The 14,272-nt window shown below is 60.5% G+C and carries 15 protein-coding genes; 8 read left to right on the top strand and 7 right to left on the bottom strand.

Annotated features, from left to right (window positions below; translation table 11 throughout):
• Window positions 1-26 precede the first annotated feature (26 nt).
• Both ACA068_RS20630 and ACA068_RS20625 read left to right on the top strand, forming a co-directional pair.
• Entirely contained in the window at window positions 27-794 is a 768-nt protein-coding gene (locus tag ACA068_RS20630; protein ID WP_497304388.1) for a CHAD domain-containing protein, read from the top strand.
• 232 nt (window positions 795-1,026) lie between these two features.
• Window positions 1,027-1,824, top strand: a complete 798-nt coding sequence (locus ACA068_RS20625; RefSeq protein WP_497304386.1) for an acyl-CoA thioesterase — start codon at window positions 1,027-1,029, stop codon at window positions 1,822-1,824.
• Here ACA068_RS20625 and ACA068_RS20620 read toward each other — a convergent pair whose 3' ends face one another.
• From ACA068_RS20620 to ACA068_RS20610, 3 genes are all read right to left on the bottom strand, one after another.
• On the bottom strand, window positions 1,825-2,190 hold the full coding sequence (locus tag ACA068_RS20620) for a terminase (protein WP_497295204.1): 366 nt from the start codon (window positions 2,188-2,190) through the stop codon (window positions 1,825-1,827).
• A gap of 209 nt (window positions 2,191-2,399) precedes the next feature.
• Complete coding sequence (locus ACA068_RS20615) at window positions 2,400-3,881, bottom strand: methyl-accepting chemotaxis protein (RefSeq protein ID WP_497304384.1); 1,482 nt, start codon at window positions 3,879-3,881, stop codon at window positions 2,400-2,402.
• Window positions 3,882-4,071: 190 nt separating this feature from the next.
• Window positions 4,072-4,881: a TatD family hydrolase gene (locus ACA068_RS20610; RefSeq protein WP_497304382.1), complete on the bottom strand. Its 810-nt coding sequence runs from the start codon at window positions 4,879-4,881 to the stop codon at window positions 4,072-4,074.
• A 235-nt stretch (window positions 4,882-5,116) separates the two neighbouring features.
• Here ACA068_RS20610 and ACA068_RS20605 point away from each other — a divergent pair, with 235 nt between their 5' ends.
• The 3 genes from ACA068_RS20605 (at window position 5,117) to ACA068_RS20595 (ending at window position 7,632) form a co-directional block, all read left to right on the top strand.
• Entirely contained in the window at window positions 5,117-6,538 is a 1,422-nt protein-coding gene (locus ACA068_RS20605; RefSeq protein WP_497304380.1) for an MltF family protein, read from the top strand.
• Window positions 6,539-6,641: 103 nt separating this feature from the next.
• A complete protein-coding gene (locus ACA068_RS20600; RefSeq protein ID WP_094468404.1) occupies window positions 6,642-7,076 on the top strand; it encodes a DoxX family protein in 435 nt (144 codons plus the stop codon).
• Between the two features lie 247 nt (window positions 7,077-7,323).
• Window positions 7,324-7,632 carry a hypothetical protein gene (locus ACA068_RS20595; protein WP_010461613.1) on the top strand — a complete coding sequence of 103 codons (309 nt, stop codon included), beginning with the start codon at window positions 7,324-7,326 and terminating at the stop codon, window positions 7,630-7,632.
• Window positions 7,633-7,636: 4 nt separating this feature from the next.
• On the opposite strand, the gene greB is transcribed toward ACA068_RS20595, so the two are convergent.
• From greB to ACA068_RS20580, 3 genes are read right to left on the bottom strand one after another with little or no spacing between them, the layout of a single operon-like run.
• On the bottom strand, window positions 7,637-8,134 hold the full coding sequence (gene greB / locus ACA068_RS20590) for a transcription elongation factor GreB (protein ID WP_497304377.1): 498 nt from the start codon (window positions 8,132-8,134) through the stop codon (window positions 7,637-7,639).
• A 34-nt stretch (window positions 8,135-8,168) separates the two neighbouring features.
• Window positions 8,169-10,673 (bottom strand): ABC transporter permease, encoded by a 2,505-nt coding sequence (locus ACA068_RS20585; RefSeq protein WP_497304375.1) that lies wholly within the window; start codon window positions 10,671-10,673, stop codon window positions 8,169-8,171.
• On the bottom strand, window positions 10,673-11,356 hold the full coding sequence (locus ACA068_RS20580; protein ID WP_497304373.1) for an ABC transporter ATP-binding protein: 684 nt from the start codon (window positions 11,354-11,356) through the stop codon (window positions 10,673-10,675). Before ACA068_RS20580 ends, ACA068_RS20585 begins: the two co-directional genes overlap by 1 nt.
• A gap of 10 nt (window positions 11,357-11,366) precedes the next feature.
• Here ACA068_RS20580 and ACA068_RS20575 point away from each other — a divergent pair, with 10 nt between their 5' ends.
• From ACA068_RS20575 to ACA068_RS20565, 3 genes are all read left to right on the top strand, one after another.
• A complete protein-coding gene (locus ACA068_RS20575) occupies window positions 11,367-11,972 on the top strand; it encodes an arylesterase (protein WP_010461351.1) in 606 nt (201 codons plus the stop codon).
• A 55-nt stretch (window positions 11,973-12,027) separates the two neighbouring features.
• Window positions 12,028-12,321, top strand: a complete 294-nt coding sequence (locus ACA068_RS20570) for a hypothetical protein (RefSeq protein ID WP_003226812.1) — start codon at window positions 12,028-12,030, stop codon at window positions 12,319-12,321.
• A 103-nt stretch (window positions 12,322-12,424) separates the two neighbouring features.
• Window positions 12,425-13,396 carry a L,D-transpeptidase family protein gene (locus ACA068_RS20565; protein WP_497304371.1) on the top strand — a complete coding sequence of 324 codons (972 nt, stop codon included), beginning with the start codon at window positions 12,425-12,427 and terminating at the stop codon, window positions 13,394-13,396.
• A 123-nt stretch (window positions 13,397-13,519) separates the two neighbouring features.
• Here ACA068_RS20565 and oprI read toward each other — a convergent pair whose 3' ends face one another.
• The gene (gene oprI / locus ACA068_RS20560) at window positions 13,520-13,771 is read right to left on the bottom strand and encodes an outer membrane lipoprotei OprI (protein ID WP_002553018.1); all 252 of its coding nucleotides are present in this window, start codon (window positions 13,769-13,771) and stop codon (window positions 13,520-13,522) included.
• Between the last annotated feature and the right edge of the window lie 501 nt (window positions 13,772-14,272).

Here is a 14,272-nt window from a genome sequence, read left to right as displayed (position 1 = left end):
AGGAAATTCGCTTCAGGGAGCAAACGATGTCTGCCTTGGTTGATCGGTTGGTGGCTCAAGTACTGAGCCTGGAAGTTCGTCTGCTGGCTTGCCAGGCGCGCCTGAGTGCGCGCACCGACCCGGAAGCGTTGCACGACCTGCGCACGACGGTTCGCCGTTTGCGCAGCCTGTTGCGGCCGTTGCGTGGGCTTCCCGGCGTCGAGCAGCTGGAAGCGGCGGCGTCCCGGGTGGGTGAGCTGACCACACCGTTGCGTGATCGCGAAGTGCTGGCGGCTTACTTGCTCAAGCACGATCAACCCGAAGCAGCGCAACGACGCATGGCGCAGATGGCCACGGCTTATCCGGCGGTGGCGACAAGCCCCGAGGTCACGCAGCTACTGATGATCCTCGATGCCTTTCCGCGTTTTCTCCGCGCCTGCGAGCGTCAGGGCTTGCTCAAGGGCCTGCGCAAACGCATCGAAAAACGCCTCGCCAAACAGTGGAAGAAACTCGATCAGGCCCTGCACGATCCTGCCCATGATCGCCATCGCTTGCGCCTGTTGATCAAGCGCGTGCGCTATGGCATCGACGCCTATCCCGAACTTGACCGATTGCCTGACGCGGCGATGCCACGTTTGAGGTCGGCGCAAGGTGCCCTGGGCGACTGGCATGACTGTTTTCAATGGCTGGCCAAGGCTGAACAGGAACCCGATCTGCAACCTTGTGTCGCCGTCTGGAAAGCCACCATGGCCAAGGCCGAAAGCCGCGCCGACCGCGTCCTCGACAAACTCAGCGACGCCTGCTTCAAATCCTGAACCCCCCCGATCAAATGTGGGAGCGAACCTGCTCGCGAAAGCGGTGTATCAGTCGGCATCAGGGCTGGCTGACAGACCGCTATCGCGAGCAGGCTCGCTCCCACAGTGGTTTTGTGTTGAGCACTGAGCCCCGTGCGGCTCATCTGTCAGTGCTTTTGGCCGGAATAAGCGCTGTGCCGTCTCCGCGGGCTGGTTAAGATCCCTCCATCCTTTTTCGCTCTCCGAGGTCTCCATGCGCTTTTCCGATCTGCTCGACGCCGTCCGCAGCCAGCCGCTGGCGCTGTCTATCCCGGCCGAATGGGCTCAGGGGCGTGCCAGTTTCGGTGGCCTGGTGGCCGCGTTGCAATACGAAGCCATGCGCGCAAAAGTCCCGGCGGATCGGCCGGTGCGTTCGCTGGCGATCACCTTTGTCGGGCCAGTCGAACCCGAAGTGCCGGTCAGTTTTGAGGTCGATGTTCTGCGCGAAGGTAAAGCCGTCAGCCAGGTGCTGGGCCGGGCGATGCAGAAGGGGCAAGTGGTGACGTTGATCCAGGGCAGCTTCGGTGCCTCGCGACCTTCCGAAGTGGCGGTCGCGGCCGAGCCGGCACCTGAAATGAAACACTGGGACGATTGCCAGGAACTGCCGTATATCAAAGGCGTACTCCCGGAATTCATGCAGCATCTGGCGATGCGCTGGAGTGTCGGCGGTCTGCCGTTCACCGGCAACAAATCCCGCGAGATGGGTGGCTGGGTGCGTTTGCGTGGGGATGTGAAGGAAGAGGCGCTCGGCGAGTCGCATATTCTGGCGCTGGTGGACGCCTGGCCACCGGCCCTGTTGCCACACCTGAGCAAACCCGCGATGGGCAGCACGCTGACCTGGACCATCGAATTCGTCCAGCCTTTGCTCGAGTTGAGCACGCTGGACTGGTGCAAATACCTGGTGGAAATCGAGCATGGTGCCGATGGCTACGGTCACGCGGCCGCGAAATTGTGGAGCGCGGACGGTCAGTTGATCGCCATGAGTCGGCAGACGGTGACGATTTTCGCCTGATCAGTGACGACGGTGGCGCTCACGCCAGGCGCGCCACCAGCCGCCGCTGAGGAAAAACCGTGGAAAGGTCAGGAACTGCTCGACCAGCAATCGCGACAGCGCATCCTTACGATCACTGAACGGCTCGGAGGCTTGCGCCTCCAGGCTGTGGCCGTGGCGCTGCAAGCCCAGCGCGGCGATCACGCCAATGACACCGATGGCGAAGTTCACGAAGTTCAGGCCGAACACCCCGGAAACAATCAGCAAAAACGCCACGATGAACAGCGGCACGGCAATCAGGTGCAACACCAGATTGGTCGGGTGCTGGTGATTGCCCGGGTAGGCTCGCCATTGCCAGGCGGGTAGGTTGGGGTGACGTTTGCCCATGATGCTAATCCTCGATCCATGTTGAACACATGATTGAAGAATAGGCGTGGTCACTGCGAGCAGCGAATCAAGGTTGGCTATCGAAGTGATAGCGGTCATGGTCAGGATTGATGTTGACCGGGCTGACGCCTTCGCGGGCAAGCCTCGCTCCTACAACATCAAGAGCGCGCAATTCCCTGTAGGAGCGAGGCTTGCCCGCGAAGGGGCCTTCAAAGTTTGAGCTGCCCTATAGCCTTGTTCAATTCCCCGGCCAACGCCGCCAGCTCATTACTGGTAGTCGCCGAATCCACCGTCTGCTGCACCGTGTTCTCGGTCACATCCCTAATACTCACCACCGCCCGATTCATTTCTTCCGCGACCTGACTCTGCTGCTCGGCCGCCACTGCAATCTGCGTATTGCTTTCGCGCATCTGCGCCACCGCACTGGTGATTTGCGCCAGTGCGACGCCAGCCTCTTGGGCCTGTTGCACGCAGTCATCGGCCTTGAACGAGCTCTCCTGCATGAAGTCCACCGCGTCCCGAGTCCCGGCCTGCAACGCGGAAACCATGATCGTGATCTCGTCGGTCGAGGTTTGCACGCGCTTGGCCAGGTTGCGCACCTCATCGGCGACCACCGCAAAGCCGCGGCCCATTTCGCCGGCCCGGGCCGCTTCAATCGCAGCATTCAGGGCCAGCAAATTGGTCTGCTCGGCAATGCTGTGAATCACGCCGACCACGCCGTTGATTTTCTGACTGTCCTCGGCCAGGCGCTGGATCATCTTGGCCGTCTGCTGCACGCCGCCGGACAACCCGGCGATGGATTTCTGCACCCGACTGACCACTTCCTGCCCGCTGCCGGCCAAGGTGTCAGCAGTTTGCGAGAGGTCGCGGGTTGCGCCAGCGTGCTGGGCGATGTGATAGACGGTGGCGGTCATTTCGTTGATCGCCGTGGCGGCCTGATCAGTTTCGCTTTGCTGGCCAAGCATGCCGTGACGCACCTCGTTCATGCTCGAGGCCAGTCTTGCCGCGCCGACATCCAGTTGCCGGGCGGTGCTGGCGACGGTGTTGACCACTCGCTGGTAACCGGCCTGCATCGCGTTGAAGGCATTGGCCATCTGCCCGACTTCGTCCTTGCAGGCCAGCGGCACACGGGCTGACAGGTCGCCGGTTTTCTCGACGTGGAGCATCACATCTTTCAAGGTGTTGAGTTGGCTCAGCAGGAACCGGATCAACAACTGCGAAGCGCCAAGCATCGCCAGCATCAGAATGAACACCGCCACTGCGTAGTGGGCGAAGCGTTCGCCGAACACCTGGCTCAGGCTCGGGCCATGGGCGACCACCGCGACCTGCTGACCATCGGGGCGGGGGAACACCTCGGCACCCATCAGCGGGTTGTCGCCGAACAGCGGCATGACGTTGATTTCGACCCAGCCATGGGCATCGGCCAGTTCCAGCACCGGCTGCTCGTTCAGCAGCGGGGCCTGCCCGCGACTGAAGGTCAGCAGGTTATCGGTCTTGGGCAGCGGTTGTCCGGCAGGCCAGGCATTGAGCAAGCGCGCCTGAGCCTGAGCCGACACTTGAGAGGCGTGGCTGCGGGCCTGTTGTTCGAGCTGCACGGCGTACAACACCAGCAAGAGCGTGGTGAAGAAGGCGACCGCATTGACCGCCCAGAATTTGTATTTCAGCGAGATGTTGCTAAGCCAGGCACCCATGGAGGTCTTCTCTGATAGCGGAAACAGCATTGGCAAGGTGCCATCATTGTGCCGCTATGCAGCGATTCTGAACTTGATGTGGATCAATTGTGGGAGCGAGCCTGCTCGCGATAGCGGTGGAACATTCAACATTGAGGTGACTTTCAGACCGCAATCGCGAGCAGGCTCACTCCCACAAGGGGATTTGTGGTTACTGGGGGATTGAGGGCAGGCCGTAGAACGCGCGGGCACAGGCGGTTGTGTGGGCCGCCAGATCCTCTTCCGTTTCCCCCCGATGCAACGCCACCTCCCGCAACACCTCCGTCAAGTACGCCGGTTCATTGCGACCGTTCTTCGGCTTTGGTCGCAAGCTGCGTGGCAACAGATACGGCGCATCGCTCTCCAGCATCAAACGCCCGCGCTTGATCTCTTTCACCAACGGATGCAAATGCGTGCCCCGGCGCTCGTCGCAGATCCAGCCGGTGATGCCGATGTGCAAATCCAGATCGAGGTAGCTGAACAGCGCCTTCTTTTCCCCGGTGAAGCAATGCACCACCGCGGCCGGCAGTTGGTCACGGTAATCACGAAGGATTTCCAGCAGCCGCTGACTGGCATCGCGCTCATGGAGGAACACCGGCAATTGCAATTCGACCGCCATCGCCAGGTGCTCTTCGAGGACTTTTTCCTGCTGGGGGCGCGGCGAGAAATCGCGATTGAAATCCAGCCCGCATTCACCCACGGCCACTACGTTGGGTTCCTTGAGCAAAGCGCGCAGGCGCTGAGCGCTGTCGGCGTTCCAGTCGCTGGCCGAATGAGGGTGAATGCCTGCAGTGGCGAACAGCCGCTGAGCCGTTTCGTCCAGTTGCCGGCACAGTTCCAGGGCCTGTTCGCTGCCATCGACACTGGTGCCGGTCAGCACCAATTGGCAGACCCCCGCGGCATATGCGCGATCAAGTACGGCCTGGTGTTTATCCGCAAAACTGGGGTTGGTCAGGTTGACGCCGATATCGATGAGTTGCATGGTGCTACCTCGGACCAAAGGCCGGAAAGCATATCAGAGCTGTAGATTTATAAGAAAAGCCAAGAACTACAACGAGTTAAAGCTGTCTCTTGATGCCGCGAGACAGGCTGGGGTGGCCAAGATGCCATCACTGTGCCAGTCTTTCGCACTTTGTCAGCGCTCAAGGCGCTCTGTTTCTGTCGTTCGATTTCATGAAAACTCGTGAGGTCGGCCCAGTAATCTTTCCGGAGAGTGGATGACACGTCCCTCGATGTTGCTACTGCTGTGCTGTTCGTTGCTGCTGCCGATGCCGGCGGTCGCGCGTCTGGCCGGCCCGCTGCAAGCCGTGCCGGCGGCCAAGGTCCGTGACCTGGCGGAAATTCGCAGCAGTCGTGTGTTGCGGGTGCTGGTCAACCAAAGCCGCAACAGTTCCGGCGAAGTCCAGGGCCAGTCTATCGGCGTCGAATACCACCGCCTGCGCGCCTTCGAGCAATACCTCAACGGTCACGCCCGTGACGGTCAGGAAATCACCCTCAAGATCATTCCCAAAGGCAAGGACCAACTGCTCGGTGCCTTGCAGCGCGGGGAAGGCGACCTGGTGGCGCCGGGGGAACTGCTCGATTTGCAACCGGGCCATGCGGTCAGCAGCAGTGAACCGATTGCCAGCAACATCCCGTTGGTGCTGGTGGGCATCAAGGGTGAACGTCGTTACACCCGCGTCGAACAACTCTCGGGTAAAACCCTGGCGCTGCCCACCGGCAGTGCGGCCGGGGATGCGGTCAGTCAGATCAATTCAAAGCTTGCATTGCACAAACTGGCACCGGTGAAAATCGAATGGGTCGATCCCAGTCTGGCGGTCGAAGACGTTCTGGAAATGGTCCAGGGCGGGATCTTTCATCTGACCATCGTCGAGCAACCGATTGCCGAGCGCTGGGGCAAGATCCTGCCCAAGTTGCGCTTCGATAAGCAGGTGCTGATCAGCGAGCCGGGCGAGGAGTTCTGGTTTGTGCGCCGCGACGCTTCGATGCTGCGCGCGAGCATTGATCGTTTCCTGACGACCTACAAGAAACCGTCGGACCAGGATGCGGCGTTCCTGCGCATCTATCGACGTCTGTATCAAGTGCACTATCCATTGGCCAAGGCTGATCGGCAGCGTCTGGAAAAACTTCGCCCTGTGCTGCAAAAGCACGCGGATGCCCAAGGCATGGACTGGTTGAACCTGGCGGCACTGGCCTTCAAGGAATCCGCCCTGCAACCCAATGCCCATAGTGGCAGCGGCCCCACCGGCCTGATGCAGATCACTCCGTCCGCCGCCCAGCGCGTCGGGGTCAATAACATTCAGAACCTCGATGCCAATGTGCAGGCCGGTGCCAAGTACCTGGCGATGATCCGACGCAAGTTCTTCGCAAGCCCCAAACTCAACGAGCGCGAGCGCATGGCGTTTGTGCTGGCGGCTTACAACATGGGGCCGGAACGGGTGCAGGGCATGCGCGCCGAAGCCCGGCGCCGTGGCCTGAATCCCAATCAGTGGTTCTTCCAGGTCGAGCGCATTGCCATGGAGCAGGTGGGAATGGGCGCCGTCAGCTATGTTAATAGCGTGAACAAGTATTACTTGGCGTTCGATCGTGAGAGGGAATCGTTGGAGCCCCAGGGGCAGAAAGTTGTCTCACGGAAATGATCGACTAAACTGATTGTTATGTCGCAAAAATTGCGCTTTTAGCATCGCGTTTATCGATTAATATAGCGGCCAACCAACACACAATCACAATGGATGACATAGCATGAGCACACTGATCAACAAGGTACTGTTTACCCGCGCAGGCTACGGCTTGACCGTTCTGCGGATCTTCGTCGGTATCATCTTTGCCGCTCACGGCGCCCAGAAGCTCTTCGGCATGTTCGGTGGTTACGGCATTGCCGGCACCGCGCAGTACATGGAAAGCCTGGGTCTGGCACCGGGTCACCTGATGGCGATCCTGTCCGGTGGTACCGAGTTCTTCGGCGGTCTGGCCTTGATCATCGGTCTGCTGGTACGCCCGGCAGCGCTGGGGCTGACCTTCCTTTCGCTGGTTGCCATTTTCACCGTGCACATCAGCCACGGTCTGTTCATGTCCAACAACGGTTATGAATTCGCCCTGGCCTTGCTCGGCGGCAGCATCGCTGTACTGATTGAGGGTGCCGGCAAACTGTCGGTAGACCGCGCGATCGCTGACTGACCGCTCTGGCTCAACGAAAAGGCCCGCATTGCGCGGGCCTTTTTGTTGCGCGTCATTCTTGACACTGTCCGGTCAGCTTCTCTAGGATGCTGCTCATGCGCCGATTTAAACAGCTACTTGCGGGGCGCCAGGTGACTCATTCAGTTGCCGATAGAAGCTTGAAACAGGCTTCGAAATACCGCTAAAGCGCTGGTTCGGTGTTGCCTCTCACCTGCCATGCAGACTTTTGAGGCAGAGACACGACCCAATGAATGCACTAAGCCCTGTTGTACGCCCCGCGCCGATCACGGCACACCTCACCCAGCGCAATCCAAAAATCCTGCTTGGCGGAAAACATCAGCCGACGCTCCTGCGTTATCTCGATGGCTGGCCACGTCGTACCGGCGGCCCCGCAGCGTTCCTGATCCAGTTTGTCGAAGACGGTGAATCACTGGCGCGATTTGCCAGCGACAGTTTTGATCTGGCGGTGATTCAATCGCCCAGCGTCGAAGAGGCGCCAGAGGTGATCAGGCAGCTGACCCGGGTTGCCCGGCAAGGTTTGATCACGCGCCGCTGAAGTTTTAGACATACTCGATCGCCACGATGTACACGCATTGCTCTCCCGTGGGTGTCTGGACCCGAACCTCGGCGTCCAGCGCCTTGCCGATCAACGCGCGGGCGAGCGGCGAGTCGATGCTGATAAGGCCCAGTTTCAAGTCCAGTTCATCCGGCCCGACAATGCGGTAGCGTGACTCTTTGCCGTCTTCATCTTCGATGGTGACCCAGGCGCCGAAGTAGACTTTGTTCGGGTCGCTGGGCTTCTCGCTGACAACCTTCAGTGCTTCGAGACGCTTGGTGAGAAAGCGCACGCGACTGTCGATTTCGCGCAGCATCTTTTTGCCGTAGGTGTACTCGGCGTTTTCCGAACGATCCCCCTGGGCCGCCGCCTCGCTGACCGATTGCGTCACCTGAGGCCGACGGACATGCCAGAGCTCATGAAACTCGGCCCGCATCCGCGCTTCACCTTCGGGGGTGATCAGCGCGGTGCCAGCGGTGCGGGGAGGGCGATAACGGCTCATGGCAACTTCTTGTGATGGAAAGGCCTTGAGTCTATCAACCCTCGCGCAACACTGTCAGGGGGCTGGCATTCAACGCACGGCGGGTACCGAATACACCGGCGCCGCCGATCAGCACCGCGCCAATCAATGGCAACACCAGCAGCCACGGATGCGGATGCCATGGCAGGTCGAAGGCATAGCGGTAAAGCACCAGGCTCACCAGTTCCGAACCCAACGCCGCCAAAAGCCCGCTGACCGCGCCGAGCAAACCGAACTCGATCCGCCGCGCCTTGACCAGCAACTGCCGTTCGGCACCCAGTGCTCGTAACAGGGCGCCTTGGCGAATGCGCTCATCGAGGGTCGCCTGCAAGCCCGAGAACAACACTGCCATCCCCGCCGCCAATACAAACAGCAGCACGTATTCCACGGCCAGGGTGACCTGGGCGAGGATGCTGCGCAGTTGCTCCAGCAAGGCTTCGACTTGCAGAATGGTCACCGCCGGGAAGGCCCTGGACAGGTCGACAATCTGCTGATCGTGACCCGCCGCCAGATAGAAACTGGTCAGGTAGGTCGCGGGCAAATCCTTCAGCGTGCCAGGCTGGAAGATCATGAAGAAGTTTGGCTGGAAGTTGTCCCAGTTGATCTCCCGCAAGCTGGTGACCTTCGCTTCGCGATTGACCCCGCCGACGGTAAAGACCATGTGATCGCCGAGCTTGAGCTTCAGGCTTTCGGCAACCTTGCCTTCCACCGACACGCCAGGAACGTCATCGGCTGGCTGTTCGCTCCACCAGTTGCCCGCCGTGAGTTTGTTGCCCGCCGGCAGGTCTGCAGCCCAGGTCAGGCTCAGGTCACGCTGGATAGCCCGGTCACCCGCCGAATCCTTGCTGACGATTTCCTGCACCGGCTCGCCGTTGACGCTGATTAGTCGTCCCGGCACCACCGGGTACAGCGGCGCCGATTGGGCTGACAGTTCGATCAGTCGATCAGTGAAAGCCTGTTTGTCGGCGGGCAGAATGTTCAGGGCGAAATAGTTCGGCGCGTTTTTCGGCAACTGGTTCTGCCAGGTGTCCAGCAACTCGCCGCGCAACAACGCGATCAACGCCATGGACAACAGGATCAGACCGAACGCCAGGGATTGTCCCGCTGCCGCTAGAGGATGACGCAGCAGTTGGCCCAGCCCAAGGCGCCAGGGCAAAGAGGCGCGTGCCAGCATCCGACGCAGGCTTTTGAGCAGCAGCAACAGCAGGCCGCCCAGTATAACCGCCGCGATCACGCCGCCGCCGAGCAAGGCGAAGGTCAGCACCAGATCGAGGCTCAGACGCCACATGATCAGGCCTAGGGCGCCCAGCGCGGCGCCATAGACCATCCACGTGCTGGAAGGAATCGGCAGCATGTCCCGACGCAGCACCCGCAGCGGCGGCACTCGACCGAGTGCCGCCAGGGGCGGCAGGGCAAAACCGGCCAAGGCCACCAGCCCGGTGCCGATCCCGGCGATGGCGGGAAACAGACCGCCCGGTGGTACGTCGGTTGGCAACAAATCATGCAGCAACGCGAACAATCCAAGCTGTGCAAGCCAGCCTAGCAGTGCGCCGCTGAGGCTGGCGAGCAGGCCAAGTACCGTCAGCTGCAAACTGAACAGCACCATGGTTTCCCGACGCGACAGACCCAGGCAACGCAGCAACGCACTGGCGTCGAATCGGCGAGTGGCGAAGCGTGTTGCCGACAGCGCCACGGCCACGCCGGACAACAGAACTGCGACCAGGCTGGCCATGTTCAAGTAGCGTTCGGCCTTGCCCAACGCACCGCCGATCTGCCGGTTGCCGTCGCGGGCATCCTGAATGCGCTGGTTGGCGGCCAGGCCGGGTTTGATCAGTTGACGATAGGTTTCCAGTGCCTCGGCTTTTCCGCGCCAGAGTTCGCGGTAACTGACCCGGCTGCCGGGCTGCACCACCCCGGTCGCAGCGAGGTCGCTGAGGTTGATCAATACCCGCGGCGTGAGGCTGTAGAAATTGCCGGCACGATCCGGTTCATAGGTCAGCACTCGCGCCAGCTTCAGCGTACGCATTCCGACGTCTATGCTGTCGCCGATCTTCAGGTCGAGCGCAGTCAGCAGCCGCGCTTCGACCCAGGCCTCGCCGGGTTTCGGTCCGCCACCGGCTTCTTCCGGGGCGAAGGGCGCCGGGGCGCTTTTCAGTTCGCCGCGCAGCGGATAAACGTCGTCGGCGGCCTTGATGCTGGACAGCTGAATGCCGTTGTCGGTGGCGATGACACTGGAGAATTCCACCACTTGAGCGTGTTCGAGCCCCAGTTCCGTGCCACTTTTGATCTGTTCCGGACGCGCGGGAGAGCTGCCTTCAAGCAACAGGTCGGCGCCAAGAAACTCGGTAGCGCGCAACATCATGGCGCCGTTCAGGCGAGCACCGAAATAACCAATGGCGGTACTCGCCGCCACGGCAACCACCAGGGCGAAGAACAACACACGCAGCTCACCGGCGCGGGCATCGCGCAGGAGTTGGCGGATGGCAAGGCTGAACAGGCGCAACAGCGGCAGGCGTGCCATCAAGGCTCCAGAGGGGCGACCAGCAGGCCGGCTTCAAGGCGGATCAGGCGCCGGCAGCGATGTGCCAGGCGTTCGTCGTGGGTCACCAGCACCAGGGTCGTGCCGCGTTCCTGGTTGAGTTCGAACAACAGGTCACTGATGCGCTCGCCGGTGTGGCTGTCGAGGTTGCCGGTGGGTTCGTCGGCGAACAGCACATCGGGTTCGGCGGCAAACGCACGTGCAATCGCTACGCGCTGCTGTTCGCCACCGGAGAGCTGGCGTGGCGAGTGGGTCAGGCGCTGGCCCAGGCCAACGCGCTGGAGCAACTGAGTAGCACGTTCGCGGGCATCTTTGCGGCCGTCGAGCTCCAGCGGCAGCATGACGTTTTCCAGCGCGTTGAGGCTGTCCAGCAGTTGAAACGACTGAAACACAAACCCGACATGCTCGGCCCGAATGCGCGCGCGCTGGTCTTCATCGAGACTGCTCAGGCCCTGGCCGGCGAGGGTGACTTCACCGCTGCTCGGCAAATCGAGGCCGGCGAGCAGGCCGAGGAGGGTGGATTTGCCGGAACCGGAGGCGCCGACGATGGCCAGGCTGTCGCCCTTGTTCAGTTCCAGGCTGAGTTCGTGCAGGATAGTCAGTTCACCTTCCGCGCTGGGGACCACTTTGCTGAGGTTCTTCGCGGTGAGAATGCTTGCGCCCATGGAGAATCCGATGCGTGTGTGGTTTTTGAGTGCTGGCCTGGCCTTGATGTGCATGGCCCAGAACGCAGCGGCGGGTACTGTCCTGATCGTTGGCGATAGTATCAGCGCTGGTTTCGGACTGGATACCCGCTTGGGGTGGGTGTCGCTGCTTGAGCAACGGCTCAAGCGCGAAGGTTTCGACGATAAGGTGGTCAATGCCTCCATCAGCGGCGACACCAGTGCCGGAGGCCAGGCGCGCCTGCCTGCGCTGCTTGCAGAGCATAAGCCTGAGCTGGTGATCCTCGAGTTGGGCGGGAACGATGGCCTGCGTGGAATGCCCCCAGCTAATTTGCAACAAAACCTTGCGTCGATGATCGACAGCTCCAGGGACAGTGGCGCCAAGGTGCTTTTGCTCGGCATGCAGTTGCCACCCAACTACGGCGTTCGTTATACCGAGGCTTTTGCGAAGGTCTACAGCGCGCTGGCCGAGGAGAAAAACATCCCGCTGGTACCGTTTTTTCTCGACGGCGTGGGCGGTCATCCTGACTTGATGCAAGCCGACGGATTGCACCCGGCTGCGGGCGCTCAGGACAAGTTGCTGGAAAATGTCTGGCCGACACTGAAACCGCTGCTTTGACGCTTTTCTAGCGGCGGTGTTTCGGCTAAGGTGGCGCCCCGATTTGGAGCCCCCGATGCCGCGTCCTGCCTGGTCCCTATTTGCCTACCAACTGATCGAGCCTGACGAACAGCTGGATCTGTTCGCCTGCCAGGAAGTGCGGGTGCATCTGGTGACCCGTCAGCTGGAACTGGGCGGCTCGGCCGATCGAACCTTGTGCGGCAGTCTGCTGCCCGCGCAACCGCGCTGGTCGAGTGTCGACCGCCGGGTGTTCCAGGATCAGCGCTTGTGCTCGCTGTGCCGGGCCATTCTGGAATCGCAAAAACGTGGCACCTCGCCGATCTGGCCGGAACTGCGGTTCGAACTGTAAAGGCTCAAAGATAGCTTGCTATCGGCCAACTCCCCGAAATTCCAGATGCCAGTGTACAATCGCGTTTTTATACCCTTGTCTGATCATGCGAAGGATTTTCCGGATGTTGCCGCGTTTTCCTGCCGTCACCCGCTGCTTGTCTCTTGCCGCCCTTTGTGTGGCGGGCCCCGTAGCCGCATTGGAGCTGCCCCTGCCACCGCCCGGTGAAGATATCATCGGTCAGGTGCAAGTGATCAAGGCCAAGTACGAAGACACCTTCGCCGACCTTGGCACCACCTACGATCTGGGCTATTCGGAAATGGTCGCGGCCAACCCTGGCGTTGATGCATGGTTGCCAGGTGCTGGCACCGAAGTGGTGCTGCCGACACGTTTCATCCTGCCGCCGGGCCCGCGTGAAGGCATCGTCATCAACCTGGCTGAATACCGCCTCTACTACTACCCGAAAGGCCGGAACGTGGTGTACACCTTCCCGCTGGGTATCGGCCGTGAAGGCTGGGGCTCGCCGATTGCCCACACCAGCATCATCGCGAAGACGCCGAATCCGACCTGGACCCCTCCAGCGTCGATCAAGGCCGAGCACGCCGCTGACGGCGATCCGTTGCCGAACGTGGTGCCGGCCGGCCCGGACAATCCACTGGGGCCGTTCAAATTCACCCTGGGCACGCCGGGCTACCTGATCCACGGCTCGAACAAGAAGTTCGGCATCGGCATGCGCACCAGCCACGGCTGCTTCCGCATGTTCAACAACAACGTGCTGGAAATGGCGGGCATGGTGCCGGTCGGGACGTCGGTGCGCATCATCAACGACCCTTACAAGTTTGGCATCAGTGGGGGCAAGGTGTATCTGGAAGCGCACACCCCGGTGGACGACAAGGGCAACCCGTCGGTGGTCGACAAGCACACTGCGGTGATCAACGCGATGCTCAAGCGCGAGGACATCACCAACAACCTGCGCATGAATTGGGATGTGGTGCGTGATGTGGTCGCTGCTGAAGATGGCCTGCCGGTGGAAATCGCAGTGCCGAACACTTCCGCGCCGATGGTGACGAGTGCGCCGATCGACCCGCTGCAGTAATGCATGAAAAGAACCCGCCGAGGCAGGCTGCGTCGGCGGGTTTTTTATGGCCAGCAGGAAACACCGGGCAAAAAAAAAGCCGACCCATAAATGGGTCGGCTTGATAACAACCCCGAAGGATTATTACTTGCGGCTAGCTTTGTCCAGCATGCGCAGAGCACGCTCGTTAGCTTCGTCAGCAGTCTGTTGTGCTTTTTGAGCAGCAGCCAGAGCTTCATCAGCTTTACGGTAAGCTTCGTCTGCACGAGCCTGGGAGCGAGCTGCTGCGTCTTCAGTAGCAGTCAGACGTGCTTCGGTTTCTTTCGATACGCTGCTGCAACCGGTAGCCAGAACTGCGGCCAGAGCCAGAGCAGAGAATTTCAGAACGTTGTTCATCGTGTTCCCCTTCAAGGACTTTCTATTAAGTAGCTGTCTCCTCAGGGTGAGGAAATAGCCGGCGTACATACTACCCATTACTTCTAGTAAGTAAACTGACGTGTAGCAAGAAGCAAAAAAAATTGTAGGCGTTGATTCTTTTTCGAGCAACTTTTAACTGCATTGTTTAAAAAATATCCAGCTAGGAGGCCCGAGATGAGCGAGCCGCCGAAAAAAGCTCCGTGCACTCACCGCTGTTTTTCTCATTCTTGGCTAAAGTCTGTCTATATGGATTCGTCCATACTTTTGTTCGGATTTTGCGCCGTGGCTCTCATAATCTTTATCCATCTTGATGGTGACTTTAAGAGCGCGCGTTCGTCTTAAGTCTCAACATCCGGCAATGATCAGGCTATCGACCCGAGGATATCTCCGGTCGAGCCGTCCCTGCGTCACCCGGAGCAGCACCCGCCCACTGAGCGCGATGACGAGCGTACCTTGAGCATTTCTGCCAATGGCGCCTAC

The organism is Pseudomonas sp. LBUM1660, from assembly GCF_059695935.1.
Note: the sequence above shows the minus strand (reverse complement) of the source record. Positions and strands in the feature narration are given on the sequence as shown.

Bases quoted from the DNA above. Each gene is read 5' to 3' on its own strand.
- ACA068_RS20565 (WP_497304371.1), top strand. From the start codon at position 12,425: ATGTTGCCGCGTTTTCCTGCCGTCACCCGCTGCTTGTCTCTTGCCGCC.
- ACA068_RS20585 (WP_497304375.1), bottom strand. From the start codon at position 10,673: ATGGCACGCCTGCCGCTGTTGCGCCTGTTCAGCCTTGCCATCCGCCAA.
- ACA068_RS20630 (WP_497304388.1), top strand. From the start codon at position 27: ATGTCTGCCTTGGTTGATCGGTTGGTGGCTCAAGTACTGAGCCTGGAA.
- greB (WP_497304377.1), bottom strand. From the start codon at position 8,134: ATGAGCCGTTATCGCCCTCCCCGCACCGCTGGCACCGCGCTGATCACC.
- ACA068_RS20615 (WP_497304384.1), bottom strand. From the start codon at position 3,881: ATGGGTGCCTGGCTTAGCAACATCTCGCTGAAATACAAATTCTGGGCG.
- ACA068_RS20595 (WP_010461613.1), top strand. From the start codon at position 7,324: ATGAATGCACTAAGCCCTGTTGTACGCCCCGCGCCGATCACGGCACAC.
- ACA068_RS20610 (WP_497304382.1), bottom strand. From the start codon at position 4,881: ATGCAACTCATCGATATCGGCGTCAACCTGACCAACCCCAGTTTTGCG.
- ACA068_RS20600 (WP_094468404.1), top strand. From the start codon at position 6,642: ATGAGCACACTGATCAACAAGGTACTGTTTACCCGCGCAGGCTACGGC.
- ACA068_RS20575 (WP_010461351.1), top strand. From the start codon at position 11,367: ATGCGTGTGTGGTTTTTGAGTGCTGGCCTGGCCTTGATGTGCATGGCC.
- ACA068_RS20625 (WP_497304386.1), top strand. From the start codon at position 1,027: ATGCGCTTTTCCGATCTGCTCGACGCCGTCCGCAGCCAGCCGCTGGCG.
- oprI (WP_002553018.1), bottom strand. From the start codon at position 13,771: ATGAACAACGTTCTGAAATTCTCTGCTCTGGCTCTGGCCGCAGTTCTG.
- ACA068_RS20580 (WP_497304373.1), bottom strand. From the start codon at position 11,356: ATGGGCGCAAGCATTCTCACCGCGAAGAACCTCAGCAAAGTGGTCCCC.
- ACA068_RS20605 (WP_497304380.1), top strand. From the start codon at position 5,117: ATGACACGTCCCTCGATGTTGCTACTGCTGTGCTGTTCGTTGCTGCTG.
- ACA068_RS20620 (WP_497295204.1), bottom strand. From the start codon at position 2,190: ATGGGCAAACGTCACCCCAACCTACCCGCCTGGCAATGGCGAGCCTAC.
- ACA068_RS20570 (WP_003226812.1), top strand. From the start codon at position 12,028: ATGCCGCGTCCTGCCTGGTCCCTATTTGCCTACCAACTGATCGAGCCT.